At 36.9% G+C, this 16,073-nt stretch carries 15 protein-coding genes and 1 other annotated feature; of the genes, 3 read left to right on the top strand and 12 right to left on the bottom strand.

The features are described from left to right. Nucleotides 1-27: 27 nt before the first annotated feature. The 3 genes from ACYT32_RS08615 to ACYT32_RS08605 are packed head-to-tail and all read right to left on the bottom strand — an operon-like array spanning nt 28 to nt 3,141. On the bottom strand, nt 28-705 hold the full coding sequence (locus tag ACYT32_RS08615) for an ECF transporter S component (protein WP_395265681.1): 678 nt from the start codon (nt 703-705) through the stop codon (nt 28-30). Beyond that, nucleotides 695-2,278, bottom strand: a complete 1,584-nt coding sequence (locus ACYT32_RS08610; RefSeq protein ID WP_395265682.1) for an ABC transporter ATP-binding protein — start codon at nt 2,276-2,278, stop codon at nt 695-697. The genes ACYT32_RS08615 and ACYT32_RS08610 overlap by 11 nt, the downstream gene beginning before the upstream one ends. Further along, entirely contained in the window at nt 2,212-3,141 is a 930-nt protein-coding gene (locus ACYT32_RS08605; RefSeq protein ID WP_395265683.1) for an energy-coupling factor transporter transmembrane component T, read from the bottom strand. Before ACYT32_RS08605 ends, ACYT32_RS08610 begins: the two co-directional genes overlap by 67 nt. 125 nt (nt 3,142-3,266) lie before the next feature. Here ACYT32_RS08605 and ACYT32_RS08600 point away from each other — a divergent pair, with 125 nt between their 5' ends. Further along, nucleotides 3,267-3,647 carry a DUF4430 domain-containing protein gene (locus tag ACYT32_RS08600; protein ID WP_395265684.1) on the top strand — a complete coding sequence of 127 codons (381 nt, stop codon included), beginning with the start codon at nt 3,267-3,269 and terminating at the stop codon, nt 3,645-3,647. A 150-nt stretch (nt 3,648-3,797) separates the two neighbouring features. On the opposite strand, the gene ACYT32_RS08595 is transcribed toward ACYT32_RS08600, so the two are convergent. Continuing rightward, nucleotides 3,798-5,045 carry an MFS transporter gene (locus ACYT32_RS08595; protein ID WP_395265685.1) on the bottom strand — a complete coding sequence of 416 codons (1,248 nt, stop codon included), beginning with the start codon at nt 5,043-5,045 and terminating at the stop codon, nt 3,798-3,800. A 17-nt stretch (nt 5,046-5,062) separates the two neighbouring features. Then, on the bottom strand, nt 5,063-5,467 hold the full coding sequence (locus ACYT32_RS08590) for a hypothetical protein (RefSeq protein ID WP_395265686.1): 405 nt from the start codon (nt 5,465-5,467) through the stop codon (nt 5,063-5,065). A gap of 234 nt (nt 5,468-5,701) precedes the next feature. Here ACYT32_RS08590 and ACYT32_RS08585 point away from each other — a divergent pair, with 234 nt between their 5' ends. Then, the gene (locus ACYT32_RS08585) at nt 5,702-5,995 is read left to right on the top strand and encodes a hypothetical protein (RefSeq protein WP_395265687.1); all 294 of its coding nucleotides are present in this window, start codon (nt 5,702-5,704) and stop codon (nt 5,993-5,995) included. 84 nt (nt 5,996-6,079) lie between these two features. Here the strand turns inward: ACYT32_RS08585 and dhaM are convergent, their stop codons facing one another. The 7 genes from dhaM to ACYT32_RS08550 form a co-directional block, all read right to left on the bottom strand. Further along, nucleotides 6,080-6,448 carry a dihydroxyacetone kinase phosphoryl donor subunit DhaM gene (gene dhaM, locus ACYT32_RS08580; protein ID WP_395265688.1) on the bottom strand — a complete coding sequence of 123 codons (369 nt, stop codon included), beginning with the start codon at nt 6,446-6,448 and terminating at the stop codon, nt 6,080-6,082. 2 nt (nt 6,449-6,450) lie between these two features. Further along, complete coding sequence (gene dhaL, locus ACYT32_RS08575) at nt 6,451-7,038, bottom strand: dihydroxyacetone kinase subunit DhaL (RefSeq protein ID WP_461793401.1); 588 nt, start codon at nt 7,036-7,038, stop codon at nt 6,451-6,453. Between the two features lie 13 nt (nt 7,039-7,051). Continuing rightward, entirely contained in the window at nt 7,052-8,044 is a 993-nt protein-coding gene (gene dhaK, locus ACYT32_RS08570; protein ID WP_395265690.1) for a dihydroxyacetone kinase subunit DhaK, read from the bottom strand. A gap of 195 nt (nt 8,045-8,239) precedes the next feature. Next, a complete protein-coding gene (locus tag ACYT32_RS08565; protein WP_395265764.1) occupies nt 8,240-9,604 on the bottom strand; it encodes an NCS2 family permease in 1,365 nt (454 codons plus the stop codon). A gap of 242 nt (nt 9,605-9,846) precedes the next feature. Further along, nucleotides 9,847-10,614 carry a sulfite exporter TauE/SafE family protein gene (locus tag ACYT32_RS08560; RefSeq protein ID WP_461793400.1) on the bottom strand — a complete coding sequence of 256 codons (768 nt, stop codon included), beginning with the start codon at nt 10,612-10,614 and terminating at the stop codon, nt 9,847-9,849. Between the two features lie 801 nt (nt 10,615-11,415). Further along, nucleotides 11,416-13,515: an ATP-dependent Clp protease ATP-binding subunit gene (locus ACYT32_RS08555; protein WP_395265692.1), complete on the bottom strand. Its 2,100-nt coding sequence runs from the start codon at nt 13,513-13,515 to the stop codon at nt 11,416-11,418. Between the two features lie 15 nt (nt 13,516-13,530). After that, the gene (locus tag ACYT32_RS08550) at nt 13,531-13,752 is read right to left on the bottom strand and encodes a transcriptional regulator (RefSeq protein WP_395265693.1); all 222 of its coding nucleotides are present in this window, start codon (nt 13,750-13,752) and stop codon (nt 13,531-13,533) included. 148 nt (nt 13,753-13,900) lie between these two features. On the opposite strand from ACYT32_RS08550, the gene ACYT32_RS08545 reads away from it, so the two are divergent. Further along, nucleotides 13,901-15,619 carry a DUF6792 domain-containing protein gene (locus ACYT32_RS08545; RefSeq protein ID WP_395265694.1) on the top strand — a complete coding sequence of 573 codons (1,719 nt, stop codon included), beginning with the start codon at nt 13,901-13,903 and terminating at the stop codon, nt 15,617-15,619. A gap of 62 nt (nt 15,620-15,681) precedes the next feature. Beyond that, nucleotides 15,682-15,913, top strand: a binding site (T-box leader). The last annotated feature ends 160 nt before the right edge of the window (nt 15,914-16,073 follow it).

Genomic DNA, 16,073 nt, shown 5'->3' with positions numbered 1-16,073 from the left:
GAACAAGCCAAAATGGTTTGTTCTTTTTTAATTACCGTCAGGGAACAAGTTGTATTTCAATTTATAGTTATTGAACAGCTTGATCCACCTTTTTCCAACAATTAATAACAAAACAGCTGTAAATAAAGCATGCACAAAATCAAAATAAAAACTGGCCAGAATTGCAGCAAGAACACTTTTAATCGTGATTGGGTCAACAAAACCAATGATATAGTAGATATCCATGATCCATCCCATCAAAAAGCCACTAAAAAATCCCCAAACAACCAACAGCCAAGTAGGAAGTTTTCGGTTCATCAACAAGCCTGAAATCAAACCGATCAAACCTAAGGCAAACATTTGCCAAGGCGTCCAGATTCCTTGTCCAAAATACATATTGGAAGTCAAAGCAATAATCGTGCCCATCAAAAAACCTGTCTCTGGTCCACTGACAATGGCACCCATTATTAAGATAAACAGCTCTGGTTTAACCGCTGGAAGCGCCGCAAAGATAATGCGACCAACTACCGCTAAAGCGCAAATAATTGCAATAAAGACAACTTCTCTTGAATTATGACCTGACTTTTCAAAACGCCAGAAATAAATCCCCATTGTGACCACTAAAAAGCCAAATGAAAACAAGAGATAATTTTTACTGGCAAAAATTACCATCAACAATAAGACAACTAATGCCACTGCTAATAACGATACTGATTTACGATTCACGTTTTAAAACATCCTTCCAAGTTAAAGCCTGCGGAAAAATATCCCGTAAGGCTTTGTTTATTTCCGTCGTATAAAAGAACTTATCACTGAAAAAAGTGACTGGTTCTGCAAATTCACTCAGCTTTCCCGCAAACATCATCGCAATTTGGTCGAAATAACTGGCTGCGAACAATAAATCATGACTATTGGCTAAAATCGTGCCACCTTGTTTTTGAAACTTGTGCAACAAATGACCTAATTCGATTCTTTTATTGGGGTCTAATCCTTTTGTCGGTTCATCTAAGAAAATAATTGCGGGATTTTTGATAAATCCTAAGGCTAATGCCAAGAATTCTTGTTGTCCGCCACTGAGATCATAAGGACTCTTCTCCTCTAAGCCAGTTAAGGAAAATTGCCCCAAAATCTCTGCAATGGTTTGGGAACTATGGCTCTGCTTGATTTGAAACGAAAGTTCTTCAGCCACAGTTTCCTTCATAAATAAATCGGCCGGATTTTGGGGAAGTACGAAGACTTGTTGAAAAAAAGTCTGATCATAACTTTGTCCGTTAAGGCTTAACTTACCAGACTGTGGTTTTAATTGTTGAGTCAACACTTTCAATAAAGTTGTCTTCCCCATCCCATTTGGACCGACAATACAGTAGGAATGTCCCGTCTCAAGTTGCAGCGTTACGTTGTCAATAATTTGTCGGCCATTAAACTCAAAACGAAAGCTTATATTCTTTGCTGCTAACAAAACTGGACTCGATACTTGGGATTGTGAAACTTCTCGACTGACGAAACTTGCAAGCTGATTTTTCAGAGAATGATTTAAATTTTGGTTATTAATTGGCAACTGCACATCCAAATTCAGTTCCAAGGCCAGACGGTCTATTTGCGTCAAAAAATTGCGGTATGATTTATTCTCAAACAATCGTGGTAAAGCCTTATTAATCGGCTCGTTAAGGCACAATTGCCCATCTTCCATGATCAGTAAACGTTTGGTAAACTTTACGGCCTGCTCTAATTCGTGTTCAACTAAGACAATCGTCATGTTGAATTCCACATTGACTTTATGAACCATCTGCAACAATTTCTCGGATGCTACTGGGTCCAACTGAGCAGTCGGTTCATCCAACAACAAAAGATCCGGTTTTAAAATCAAAGCCGATGCTAGATTGACCAACTGCTTTTGCCCACCCGACAACTGTTTAACCGGTTGGTCCAATAAGTCAATTATTCCTAAAAAGCTGGCAATCTCCGTGATTCTTAATTGAATTTCATTTTCACTCGCGCCTTGGTTATCCAAAACAAACTTCAATTCATCCCGCGGATTTTCCATGATCATCTGATTATCAACGAATTGGGAAACATAGCTAATATTTTGAGTCGTCTTGACTAACTGTCCCGAAATAACTCTTCCAGCTGCCAACTTAGGCAAAAACTGCTTCAAGAAAGTACTCTTGCCACTACCAGTAGCACCGATCAAAGTTATGAAGTCACCTTGTGCAAGTGAAAAGTTAATCTTATCTAACGATAATTTTTGGCTGTTATTGTATTGGAAGCTGTAGTCTTGGAACTGTGCAATTTCCACCATAAGTAATTCATGCCTCCTATTAACAACGGTAATAAAATAAATAAACAATTAGCAAGTAAAATTGTTCTTACTAAGCTAAACGATATCTCTAAATCAGCAGATCCAAAGTTGATCTTACCGAACTTCATGATTGTCATGACAGAATTAAATAAGAGACTGGCTCCACTTAAAATTACGACAAACCAATCCAACTTTTTAAATTCAATTCGGCCAAAGTGACGTTGTCTAGTGTCATACCTTTTCAGAATCAATGTATCCGAAACATTCATAAAATTAGCAATAGCTTTATTCAAGATAACTTCGTTCAAATCAATTGTCTGTCTGATTCTCTTCAACCAATTACGACGTTCAGCCATAATTGCTACGCGAAATCGACTGATTGCTTTGGTATTTTGATAAATCTGAATAATCTCAGGAATAAATTTTACCGTTAAAATAAAAATAATAGCAATACTTTTAAACAGATTGGCCAATAATTCAAAAATACTTTTGATTCGAATCATACTGTCATATAAATAAAAGGCCCATAATAAATTTACGAATGAAAGGCCCAACGTCAACGCATTGACCAACGATTCGCTAGTGATTCTGACGAAAGGAATTTGCCATAATAGGTCGTTTCCTCTTTGATTTAACAACAGATTAAAAATAACGGTCACGATAAAGATTACGATTGAAAACTGACCATAACTTTTTAATTTTTCCTTTCGTGTTAGGCTCGCCATAATTATTAACGAACAACTGATACCTAATAAAATGACGGGATTGTTGTAGAGCAAGGTAATCAAGATTACGTTGACCAAATAAATAAAACTAGTCAAACTATTGATATTTTCTCGAAAGTTTTTAATCAACAGATTCATCTTGCCACCTCTTTTTACATAATATTCTTATTTTAACGTATTCACTGAAAAAATCTATTTGATTCAGAAGGTTTTTAATTTGCTATAATTAAATCTGTTGTGAAAATATGAGGAGGAAAATTAATATGAAAAAATTTGCGGCTTTCTTAGCTTCATTGCTTATGCTGTTGGGCGTCTTTGCACCTGCCACTGCTACAACAGTTCAAGCAAGTTCAACTAAGAATATCAAGGTAACTTATACCTTGAAAAAAAATACCAAACAGATTGCTAAAAAAACTGTCACAGTTAAGAAAGGTGCCTCAGTAACTACTGGCTTGAAGAAGGCTTTCAAAGTTACTGACAAAGGCGGCTTTATTACCAAAATCGACGGTCACAAACAAAATGCCAAGAAAAAGATTTACTGGACTTACACAGTCAATAAGAAACAAGTTGACGTTTCCGCCGACAAGAAAAAATTAAAGAATAAAGACCACGTTGAATTTAAACTTTCTAAATATAATGGTTAACATCAAAAGAGACCTAATTCGTATTTGAAGTGGACCCAATGAATTGGAGTTCAGTTAATTTTAATCGCCTAATCATGTAATGTGATTAGGCGATTTTTTGTATATCGATTAACTTTATATAGCTAAATATGAGAAAGAATTTTATATTTATCAGAATTTTGTATGTACCTCATTTGAGGTTACATTATTCTCAGTAATTAACAAAATTGACATCAACAATATTATTAATGCTGAAACAAAGAATAATATTGTGCCTGATACCTTTTCAAATAGTATTCCAAATACAGCCGTTCCAATGGGTGTTAAGATTCCCAAAGTCGAATTAAAAAATATATTAATTCTTCCCTGATAATCCTCTTCTACTTGTGTTCTTACGTAAATTGAAGATGGCATATTAATTGATACAATTGCAAATCCTAAAATTGTCATCGCTATTCCATAGGTAATACCTACATAACTTCTCGAAGCTATTGGCGAACAAAACAGAATCAAACTCAACGTTACCAGTAATCCAAATAAGCCTGTAGTTTTTAACAAAGAAGATTTCAACTTTACAGTGCTCCAAATCAAGCTTGCACCTAACATTCCTAGAGCCAGAAGGGCTTGGATGACTCCGTATTCTCTCGTATTCATGGATAACTTCGTCAACAAAATATAGGGAACACCAACATTGATAGAAGCTAGACAAAGGTTTATCACAACGCTGAAAACTGTCAAAGAAACTAAAATCTTATCCTTAATGATAAAGCTGATACCTTCTTTGAAATCCTCGAGAATGTGCTTTCTTTTTTGTGTAACTGCTGTCTTCAAGGTACTAAACAATTGGAAATTTAATGGAATAATTAATAACAACGTTAAAATTTCACCTATTAAATCAAAAGAAAAGAAATACTTTATTGGCAGTATTGCATACAACACCCCACCTAAAATTGGGCTCAATAAAGTTACTACAATATTCACACCTTGTTCTAATGCAATAATCTTTTGTTGATCTTCTTTGACAACTATCCCCGTAGTCGATGCTTTATAAGCAGTTGACTGAAAGGCATCACAGGCCTCAAGTATGCCTGATAATATAATGACTAACAGTATGAAGATATATTTATTAAACCAATTGAAAATCAGTAGTGTTGCAATAGCCATTACAATAATACTTACCGATTGTGATATCATTACAATTTTTTTATGTGAAAAATTATCTACAACATGTCCAATTAGTGGGCTTAAAAGCAGTGATACCACTGGTCCAGTCAAAATTATCATAGAAAATAGAAAACTAGATTTGTATATTTTTAAAATATACATCCCCAATGCAAATGTGAAAACCTCACTGGCAATTGATCCTGTAAGCAAACTGAAAACGGATAGCCAGAGTTGTTTATTCGACTTATTCTTCATAATACTCCTCCCATCTATCACTTAATTTGTATAATGCAAGAAAATCTCCTCTGATGCATTAAACTTTCCAAAAACACGAATGGTATGTATTGCTTCATATAATTTTTTGTATCTGTGACCCTCGTCAAATCCAACTTCCCTATGACTACTAAATTAGTTTTTCCTACTCTCATTAAATTTAATATCTCTTCATCTGAATAACTATACGTTCCGATAATTAATTCTATCGAACTATCATATTTAGGATGTAATTCTTCAGACAATACTCCTATTTGTTTCTGATTATTTGTCAGTTCATCTTTAATAGCATTATGAAAAAAGTCTGTTCTCGTAGTATATATTCCCCTTGAAATGAGCAAATCGACATATCCTAAATCTGTTGGAGATACATTAAATGAAACTTTTTCTGGATTAGTCTTCAATATCAGTACTTCCTTCCTAAGGTATTGTTGTAATAATACTCTAATTTTATTAAAAACCAATAATTATTTTTTAATTTTGACTTATATACACTGTTCCCTTCAGAACCAACGATGGTAATACAGTGACATCATTATATAAAATGTCAAAAAATCTATTTACATTAAAAAAAGATTAGCTTATTATTTGCGATAATCCCTTTGTGGTTGTCAGATGAAATAATATAATTTCATCCGATGGTACATACAGATCGAGGAGCCGCCTTTACATCGAACTCATTTAATAATTTCCTTGATCAACATAGCGTCACCAGAAGTATGTCTCGTCCGGGAACGCCATATGACAATGCCTCAATGGAACGTTGGCGGAGTGAATTCAAGCTTCGATGGATGGACATACACCCAACTCCGAAGACATTTGAGGAATTAGTTCGATTAGAGAATGATGGGATTCACTACTTTAATGAAATAAGCAGATCACATACAAGAAATGGCCATACCCCAGCAGAATACCGAGATATGGCCATTTAGAAACATATTCAATTTTATATTATTTCAGTTGTCAACTTGACAAGGACTAACGCACTAATTCGTATTTGAATTAGATATCTTTTTTTATTTGATGATTAATTTTTTCAGATTATCTTCAATCGTGGCTAAGGGTGCTTCAACCTGGGCTAAAGTAGCCGCTGTATATGCTCCTTCAACCAAAGCGACATCATATTTATGAATTACCCGATCGGTCATTTCTAATAACATTTCCAAATTCATTTTGGAACTGCCTAAGTCGTAAAAGGCTAAGATCTCATCACCAGTATTATCGTCAACGGCCTGCTGAATTTTTTCTAAAGAAGAACCGATTTCTCCATCGTCAGTTCCTCCAGCAACTGTAATCGACAAATCAGGCGCTGCTTGTGATATTAGTGCCTTAACACCTTTGGCGATATCTGAAGAATGCGAAACAATCAAAATTCCATATTTCATATTTATTCTCCCATCACTTCGAGTAAAGCACTGAATAGATAGGCACTCGATTGAGCTCCTGGATCTATATGACCTTTTGATTTCTCCTCTAAATAACTAGCACGTCCCTTTGTAGCAACTAATCCCTTCACTGATTCTAAGGCGGAATCAATCACTGCTTGATCAAACTTATTAGCCGCTAGAGCATCACTAACTGGTTGCCAAACATCGATCATAGTCTTCATACCGACATCGGATTCACCACGACGTTTGAGCCCATCAGTCCCAATTTGAATCAAATCAGCTAGTTCAATATTTTCACTTTTTACTGCTTTAGACATATCCAAAAAGGCAGTTCCATACAATGGTCCGGAAGCTCCTCCAACTTTTTGGATCATCGCAAAGGCGGTTGCCTTATAAAGGTCAGCAAGATTCTCTGGGTTCTTTTTTTCGAATGACTCACCAATAGCAATAGCTCCACGTTTCATATTGGTTCCGTGATCGCCATCACCAATTGCTGTATCGAGTTCATTTAAAGTCGTTTGTTGATTTTCAAGTTGTTGTACGAATAAATCAATCCATTTTTTTGCAGCTGCTAATTCTAATTTCATCAAATCTCCCTCTTTACCAAGCGATTGTATTGACTGGTTCTTGCAAGTATTTGATCCAATCGCTGTCAGCTTTCATAATTGTTAAAGAAATTCCTTGCATATCAAGCGAAGTAACCAAGTTGCCAACTTTAGTAAAGGAAACTTTGATCTGGTCGCTTTCTAATTCATTTAAGACATCATTGGCAAAAATATATTGTTCCATCAACGGCGTAGCACCCATACCATTGACTAAAATAGCGAAATCACCTTCTGAATCAGAAAATTCATTCATTATTTTTTCAATCAATTCGTGGGCTAATTTCTTTGCAGGCTGAATCTTTTCGACCGCATAACCACGTTCATTGTGGATACCGATACCATATTCAATTTCATCATCAGCCAATTCAAAACCAGGATGGCCCACAGCGGGAACTGTGGCTGCTTGTAAGGCAATACCAATCGTCTTAGTGTTATCGATCACCTTTTGACCCAACGCTGCTAAATCGGCTAAATCCATGCCTGAACGAGCGGCCGCACCAACAATTTTTTCGACCAGAGCCGTTCCAGCAACACCACGTTTACCTTGAGTGAATTCACTATTTTTAACTGAAATATCGTCATCTACAACAATTGTCTTAATTTCAATATCGTCAGCTTCAGCCATCTCTTTGGCCATGTCAAAGTTCATCACATCGCCAGAATAATTCTTCACGATCAACAAAACGCCTTGTCCTTGGTCGACAGCTTTAATAGCCTCATAAATTTGGTCAGGAGTGGGTGAAGTAAAGACCTCACCGGCAACTGCAGCACTCAACATTCCATCACCAACATATCCAGCATGCAAAGGTTCATGACCACTGCCACCGCCAGAGACGATTCCGACTTGTTTAGACTCTTTGAACTTACGATCATTTCTCACAACCGCAGTCGTTCCTGAAATTTGTTTAACTAGATCAGAATTTGTTCTAACCAGTCCTGAGATCATTTCTGGTACGATGTCCTCTACTTTGTTAATAATTTTTTTCATACTTGTTTACCCCTCCTTGTAAGCGATTACCCTTTCATTATATTCCTTTTCGAAATTTCATGAGTGTAATTAAAAGAGCTATCTAAGCAATTTTTTTGCATTTGAAATTGGTCTTTAAGACAAAAAAAGCCCTATAATCTGGCGTTTAGCCACACTATAGGACTTATTTTATGCTTAAAATCTTGAATTATTTTTTTATGCCAAACTAGCTTTTGGCAAGATATTGATAATATATAGCAAAATTACAAAAACTACGAACAATCCATACATAATTGGATTGATTTCTTTACGTTTGCCGGCAGCTAACATCGTAATTGGATAAACTAAGAATCCAAAAGCGATTCCGTAAGAAATATTGTAGGTCAAAGGCATACCAACAATCGTCAAGAATGCTGGTAGGGCAATCTCAAATCGATCCCACTGGATTCCCTTCATCGATTGTGCCATCAAAGTACCTACGATAATCAAAACTGGGGCCGTAACGTTACTTGTCACAACTGTCAATAATGGTGAGAAGAACATCGATAAGGCAAACAATACCCCCACCGTGATTGAAGTCAAACCAGTCCGACCACCTACTGCAATACCTGCAGAAGATTCAACATAGGCCGTTGGTGGAGTAGTACCAAAGACTGCCCCACTGACCATAGAAATTGAATCAGCCATCAAAGCATGACCAATTCTAGGCATCTTCCCGTTCTCATCTTGCATAACATCGACTTGTTCGGCTAAGCCAATCAAAGTACCCGCCGTATCAAAGAAAGCCACTAACAAGAAGATAATTACTACCGCCCAGAGCTGTGGTTCTTTAATATCACCGATATGCGCCACACCAACTCCAAAAGTTGGCTTTAAACTAGGAATGGCAGAAACAATATGTGCTGGTGCTGGAATCAACTTGGTGATTAGACCAACGATCGTCGTAAAGACCATACCAATAAAAATAGCACCAGGAATCTTTCGAGCCATCAAAATGGCTGTAACCAACAAACCAACGATCGTCAACCAAGTAGTCGGATTAGCAAATGAACCGATTGCTACTAAAGAAGACTTACTAGCAGTAATTAAACCGCCACCTTGCAGGCCGACAAAGGCAATAAATATTCCCAAGCCCGCTGCCACAGCTAACTTCAAATCTTTAGGAATGGCATTGATGACAACCTCACGAATTTTCATCAACGATAAAACTAAGAAAATCAAACTGGCAACAAAAACCCCTGCCATTGCAGTTTGCCAAGGAATTCCCATGGCAATTACCACTGAATAACTGAAAAAGGCATTGTCTCCAAGACCTGGAGCAATCGCAATTGGATAATTAGCTAAAATCCCCATTAATACCGAACCAACAACCGCTGTCAAAGCCGTTGCCGTGAACAGTGAGCCCTTATTCATACCGGAATCCCCTAACACCTGAGGATTAACGAATAAAATATAAGCCATCGAAACAAATGTCGTCAGACCAGCTAAGATCTCACGCTTAACATTCGTTTGGGCTTCTTCAAGATGGAATAAACGTTCCAAGAAACTTAAATTCCCTCTATTGTCTAATGAATTCACTATAAACGCCCCTTAAAAAAATAATCTCTTTTTTGAACTTATCTAGTATTACAGATTATTCGGGTTTTGACAAGTAGGTTAGAAACATTTATATCATTAATTATAAATATAGTTCGGCTTTTGCTATTATTTTAGTAATTAAATCAGCAGATTAGCTATCCATTTTCTAAAATCAGCAGGTAACGTTCGTCTTTTACCCTAAGAATCGTCTAATGGTTGAAAAAACATTCAATTGAGTTTTTTTCTCAAAGATGATAGGCCTGAACGAATAAACTGCCAGCCAAAATCAAAGCTCCAATACCGATTAAAATTTTCAACAATTGGGCTGGTAAATGACGAACGATTCTAGGTCCCAAGAAGCCACCAATCAAAAAACCGATCCCCAAAAAGATCACATGGTTCCAAGGAATTGGTGTTTTTGTAACATAGATCACCGCTGCCACCACATTAGCCAATCCCAAAGCCAAGTTCTTTTGAGCGTTATATTCAGGAAAAGAAACATTCGAAGTCCAAGCCAATAATGACAACATCAAAACTCCACCAGCAGCACCAAAATAACCCGTATAACTACCAATTAGAAAGATGGCTAACCAAGTCAAAAGCTTTTTCCCCATCGAAGGAACTTTAACTTCTTGACCCGACAACCGAGTGCGATGCGGAAAAAAAATCAAAATTGCGGCTACGAAGATAAAGAAAGGCACGATTTTGGCAAAAGTTGCTTCTGGAATCAAAAACAATAAAAAAGCTCCGACAATACTACCCAAAAGCGTCAGTGGCAGCATTAGTCCCAAACTCTTACCATGACCCTTCAATTCCTTTTGCGAAGACGCCACCGCTCCCACACTAGTGAACAGCAAACCCAAGGTATTGGTTACATTTGCAGTTACTGGAGGTAATCCTAAAGCTAACAAAACTGGATAAGAAACCAACGAAGCCAAACCCGCAGCTGTACTAACAATACCAGCCACAATTCCTGTAACAATTAAAATCAGATTCAATTCTAACAAAGTCACTTCATAACACGACCCTAAACTTTTTGCATTCATTGTACTACTTTGGGAGGCGTTTATTGGTGGTTCACTGCCGTCATCCGCTCTAGTTCTGAGGGATATGGAACGTGGTGGGCCGACTTGGAGCCCCTCAGCAAGCTGACGGTCTTCAAGCTCGACCTTTTACTAAATTGGCAAAGATCGCCAATTAAGTAAAATTTCACCACTGATATCCCCCAGAACTTCCGCTCCTGACTAGGATACTGCGTATTTGATTTGTTAGTGATATTTATAGGAATCCTACGTTCCTTATTTTGCTTGGTAGGAGTGGAAGCTGGAAACCCCTAGTGCTTAAGGGCAAAAGATAAAGGATAAGACAAAAAATGTATTGAACTGACATAATCATATCAATTCAATACATTTTTTAATTTCTATAAAAAATATAGGTTCTATTTGTTTTTAAGCCTTTAAATCTTTAAGACCTTAAGCATTTAAGCTTTTGACCTTAATCTTTAGCCTTTGAACTTGCTACTGCTCTTGAACTTGTTCACTTGAGGGATATCCAAACATATTTTAACATCCTAGGCTGTAGTGAGAGCTCTGAGGGGTCTCAGCCATGAAATTGTTCTTAGTGGGCGAAGCACACTTAGAACAAGGCTCGACTTTGAAACAATTGCGAACTTCAATTGGTTCAAAGCGATGCCCATGGCGTTCCAGACCCCTCAGAGCCGAACGGAAGACGGCAGTGAACCACCACAAAAAAAGCTGCATCACTAGAATCCAAAAAACCATCCCAGCAATACAGCAATTTTAAATTGTTAATTATTAATTAGTAACCGCAGATTTTTCAGAAATCTTAATCGTGCCATCAACTAAATCAGCCTTCAAATCCTTGACGTCAATATGATCGAGATAGAACTCAGCAACTTTATCTCTAATTTGTTGTTCAATCACACGACGTAATGGTCTTGCACCCATGGCTTCATCATAACCTTCGTCAATCAACCATTCCTTAGCTTCAGGAGTAACTTCTAGTTTAATTCCCTTTTTAGCTAAATTACGGTTAACATCGTTCAACATTAATTCAACGATTTGATTCAAGTCATCTTTAGATAGATGCGTGAACTCAACGATACCATTGAATCTGTTTAAGAATTCTGGACTGAAGTATGGTGCTAATTTGTCCATTAATTTTTCATTCTTGCTGCCTTTAGTGCTGAAACCAGCATTTGAAGTAGCAATAATGATCGTGTTCTTGAAATCAACGACATTTCCTTGTCCATCAGTCAAACGACCGTCATCCATTACTTGAAGTAATAAGGTCAACACTTGAGGGTTAGCCTTTTCAATTTCATCCAATAAAACAATTGAGTATGGATTACGACGAACTTTTTCAGTCAAAGTATTGCCGTTATCTTCATAGCCAACATAACCAGCTGATGTCCCAATCAACTTAGAAACCGCTGTTAAATCAGAATATTCACTCATATCCAAACGAATGATCGAATTCTTGGAACCAAACATATCTTGAGCTAATTGTTTTACCAATTCAGTCTTACCAACTCCGGTAGGTCCAACGAATAAGAAACTACCGATTGGACGATTGCCTTCATCAAAGCCAGCTCTGTTACGACGAATGGCTCTAACGACCATGTCAACGGCTTCATCTTGGCCAATGACCTTGTCTTTAAGGCGTTTACCCATACCTTTGAGTCTTTCGATATCACTAGCTCCCATTTGAGAAACTGGTACGCCAGTCAATCTTTGAACTGATTCAGCAATATCATTGACGCTAGCTACTGGTTCTTCACTGCTTGTATCATCCTGATTCAACTTAGCTTGAATACTTTCAATCTGTTTCTTCAAGTTAGCAGCCTTTTCGTAATCTTCTTTAGCAGCAGCTTCATCCTTATCTTTTTGTGCCTGTTTCAAATCTTTTTCCAAACTGACTTTATCGGTGACCGGATTCTTAGCTGCTAAATGCGCAGCTGTCATATCGATCAAGTCAATTGCCTTGTCTGGTAAAGATCTTTGAGGAATATATTGAACCGAGTAGTCAACGGCTGCTTTCAAGACCTCATCTGGTAATTTGACATGATGATGATTCTCATAAACTTTTCTTAAACCTTTCAAAATGGCCAAGGTGGCGTCTTTACTTGGTTCATTGATCGTTACGTCATTGAATCTTCTGGCTAAAGCAGCATCTTTCATGATCGTATTACGATATTCATCTTGTGTCGTTGCACCAATAATTGAAATCTCACCACGGCTCAAAGCTGGTTTGATGATATCGGCTAAACCTTTACTACCTGAATCTGAACCTGATGAACCGGCTCCAATGATCTGATGAATTTCATCAAAGAATAAGACTACGTTACCGGCCTTTTTAACTTCTTTGAGTAAATTCTGAATGTTTTCTTCAAAGGAACCACGATACTGTGTTCCAGCTTCTAGTGACGATAAATCAATGGAAATAATCTGTTTATCTTTAATTGCTTCTGGTACATTGCCCTTGACGATAGCTTGAGCTAACCCTTCAACGACAGCAGTCTTACCTACACCAGCATCACCAACAAGAATTGGATTATTCTTCGTTCTCCGACTTAAAACTTCAGCTGTTTCTTGAATTTCTTTATCCCGGCCAATAACTGGATCAAGTAAACCATCTTTGGCCTCTTGAGTTAAGTTACGTCCGAGTTTGTCTAACATTGTGCCATTTTTTTGTTTACTATCGCTGTCAGTAACTGGAATGTTTTGACCAGCTACTCGAGCTTCTTGATATTTTGCTAATTCTTCAGGAGTTAATTCATGGCCGTTAACATAATACTTTGCCTGTGAATTGCCCCTTGATTGATTCATAAAATTGTTAAAAATTTCGTCCATATTACTGTTGAATGGATCGTCGTCCCAAAATGATCTTGCCATATATAAAAAGCCTCCTCACTTTAGATAATGCATCTCCAATTCACGCAGAACTTTCCACATTTGCGTATCCTGCGCCTTGGCGATTGCCTCTATATCACGCAAATTGATCGATGTGGCGGAAGATTGTTTTTTGTTGAAAGATTTATGCAGGGTCGTATAGCCATAGCCACTCTTTTTGGCTATCACATATATTGTTAACCCGTTGTCTTCTATGTATGATTTAATGTCTATTTTCATCTTTCTCCAACCTCCACAAATACTATTATAGCACATATGTGATATAACACAAGTGTAAAGTACCACATTTGTGAACTATTTTTAAAATTGTTCTTAATTCCTTATATATCAACAATTTGTTAAAATGAAAATGATGAGAGGTGATCACATGAAAGAATTATTAAGCAATTTAAACCGTTTGAATCACGTTTATGATCAACTCGATTTACTCAATTTTCGAGCCCATAAAAACTTTCCATTGACTTTCAGCAAGGAAGACAGCAAACAACTGCTGCCTCAAAATAAACGACTCTATTTCAGTTATTCATATTTGAACAAAGAAAAGACTCGTTTAACTAATCTAGTTCTTAACCAAATTATCGACTTACGAGCTCCTCAATTTAAAAAGGATTCAACTATCCACCCGCAATTGATCGATAAAGCATTGAGACTTAAAAACTTAGATCAGACTCACAGCCAAAATAATTTCACGATGCCTTCACGTAATCGTAAAATTAATAAACTTAAACAATTGATTGAAATGATTGAAGACGAACAGATCAATCCTTGTCGAGGTTATTTAAATCAAATCTATGTAATCCTGCTATTAAATAATTTATTGCCACTGAACATTCGTCATGAACCTTATCAGGCTGGCGAATTGCTCCACAATTCAGAATTCCGGACAAAATTACTGCAATTCGATTATGATCGTTACTTGTATCAAGAATTTCGTCCCGAAAATTATTTGAAATTTTTGATTTACAGTTTGACGAACCGCTTACCAGAATATATCCGTTCTTACGACGTACGCGATATCATCCCTGAGGCGGCAGAATGTGGATTCTCTTGTATTGCTTTTGAATTAATAATTGACGGTGTCAAAGAGTGTTACATCGCCTTTAAAGGTACTGAAGCTAGCGTCGATAAGAAAATCAAGTCCCGTAGTAAGCGTTTTGAAAATTCTATTCTTGAAAATTATAAAGATTGGGATTATAACGTTAACTCTATTTTGATTGGCAACACTAAAGAAGACCGGCAACTACTAGTAGCTCGTGACTTTGTCCGTTATTTAAAGTCACATATTGCTTCCCAGTCACTGATATATGGCATTGGTCATTCCTTAGGCGGTCACTTTGTTCAAACTTTACAACTGATGGATCATTCTTTTGATGCCGGCTACACTTTAAACTCGGCGCCAATCAATTTGAAGCTCGTCCAAAATATCAAGCCAAACTTATTTACACCTGACACTTGGCAACAATTACTAGATTTAACCGATGATACGGATGGAACTAAATTTATTAATCCAACCATGAATAATGAAATCAAACGACTCTTAGGTAATGATTACTCGGAAATAATCAATGAGTGTTTTGAACAAGATATGACGCAGGTTTTCTACGAATTACCGTTCACAATTTGGATCGGTCAAAAATGGGAATACAATCTTAACAATTGGAAATATCCTTTCAAGAATCATCCCCGAGCCTATTTGAGTAGTGGTGAGATTCATGCTTATCAACATTTCTTTGAAGAGCTCTTTGCTTATTTGTCTAAATCCGACAATAGCCGCCAAGTTGTCCGCAACTCACTAGGTTTCATCGGTGATCGGACAAAGATTTTAAGAAATAACATTGGCGAACAACGTACTGCTAAATATTTCTTTGATTATTCAAACTATTTGTATCAATCTGGTCTCTTCATGGACCAACCGCAAATGGTCAGCAAGAAATTTATCGAACAAAACAATTCTTTATTTAAAGGTTCGCTACGTGAGTGGCCATTTTTACGGAGTCTCAATCCTGACATGTTTAGCTTAGCAACTTATTTTCACGTGATCGACGGCGCCAAACATTTTCTCAATCGGACACCACATAAATTATAAAAAATGTAATTTGATTAAAAATACTCTTGCTTTTTAAAATTTAGATGACTATAATACGAACCAATAAAACGTTGAAGAAAAAAGTAGAAATCTCAAGTACGCTTAGTGAGTCACGTCGAGTGGAAAGTGATCGTCAAGAGAATTTCGAAAATCATTTCTGAGTTCGGTTCCGAAATGTAGGTTACCGTGGTTGCCACCATTATTTGGCTAGCAGATAGATTCTTTGTCTGTTAAACGAGCGAGTGTTCTTTGAATACTCAAAAAAGGTGGTACCGTTCGACTCGAGCCCTTTTCCTTAGCTGGAAGAGGGCTTTTTTTATCTCTTTTTTATTAGCAAGGGTTGAAGAATACTTATGTTTCTCATTCAAAACTTAGAGGTTATTCGTTACGTTTTTTAAGAAAAAGTGAGGTGGTTAAAAATGGATTCTGACATTAGTGGCATTACACAGATTAG

Source organism: Companilactobacillus sp. FL22-3, from assembly GCF_054881455.1.
This window is presented reverse-complemented; position numbering and strand designations above follow the sequence as displayed.

Bases quoted from the DNA above. Each gene is read 5' to 3' on its own strand.
- ACYT32_RS08550 (WP_395265693.1), bottom strand. From the start codon at position 13,752: ATGAAAATAGACATTAAATCATACATAGAAGACAACGGGTTAACAATA.
- ACYT32_RS08585 (WP_395265687.1), top strand. From the start codon at position 5,702: ATGGTACATACAGATCGAGGAGCCGCCTTTACATCGAACTCATTTAAT.
- dhaM (WP_395265688.1), bottom strand. From the start codon at position 6,448: ATGAAATATGGAATTTTGATTGTTTCGCATTCTTCAGATATCGCCAAA.
- dhaK (WP_395265690.1), bottom strand. From the start codon at position 8,044: ATGAAAAAAATTATTAACAAAGTAGAGGACATCGTACCAGAAATGATC.
- ACYT32_RS08595 (WP_395265685.1), bottom strand. From the start codon at position 5,045: ATGAAGAATAAGTCGAATAAACAACTCTGGCTATCCGTTTTCAGTTTG.
- ACYT32_RS08605 (WP_395265683.1), bottom strand. From the start codon at position 3,141: ATGAATCTGTTGATTAAAAACTTTCGAGAAAATATCAATAGTTTGACT.
- ACYT32_RS08555 (WP_395265692.1), bottom strand. From the start codon at position 13,515: ATGGCAAGATCATTTTGGGACGACGATCCATTCAACAGTAATATGGAC.
- dhaL (WP_461793401.1), bottom strand. From the start codon at position 7,038: ATGAAATTAGAATTAGCAGCTGCAAAAAAATGGATTGATTTATTCGTA.
- ACYT32_RS08545 (WP_395265694.1), top strand. From the start codon at position 13,901: ATGAAAGAATTATTAAGCAATTTAAACCGTTTGAATCACGTTTATGAT.
- ACYT32_RS08600 (WP_395265684.1), top strand. From the start codon at position 3,267: ATGAAAAAATTTGCGGCTTTCTTAGCTTCATTGCTTATGCTGTTGGGC.
- ACYT32_RS08610 (WP_395265682.1), bottom strand. From the start codon at position 2,278: ATGGTGGAAATTGCACAGTTCCAAGACTACAGCTTCCAATACAATAAC.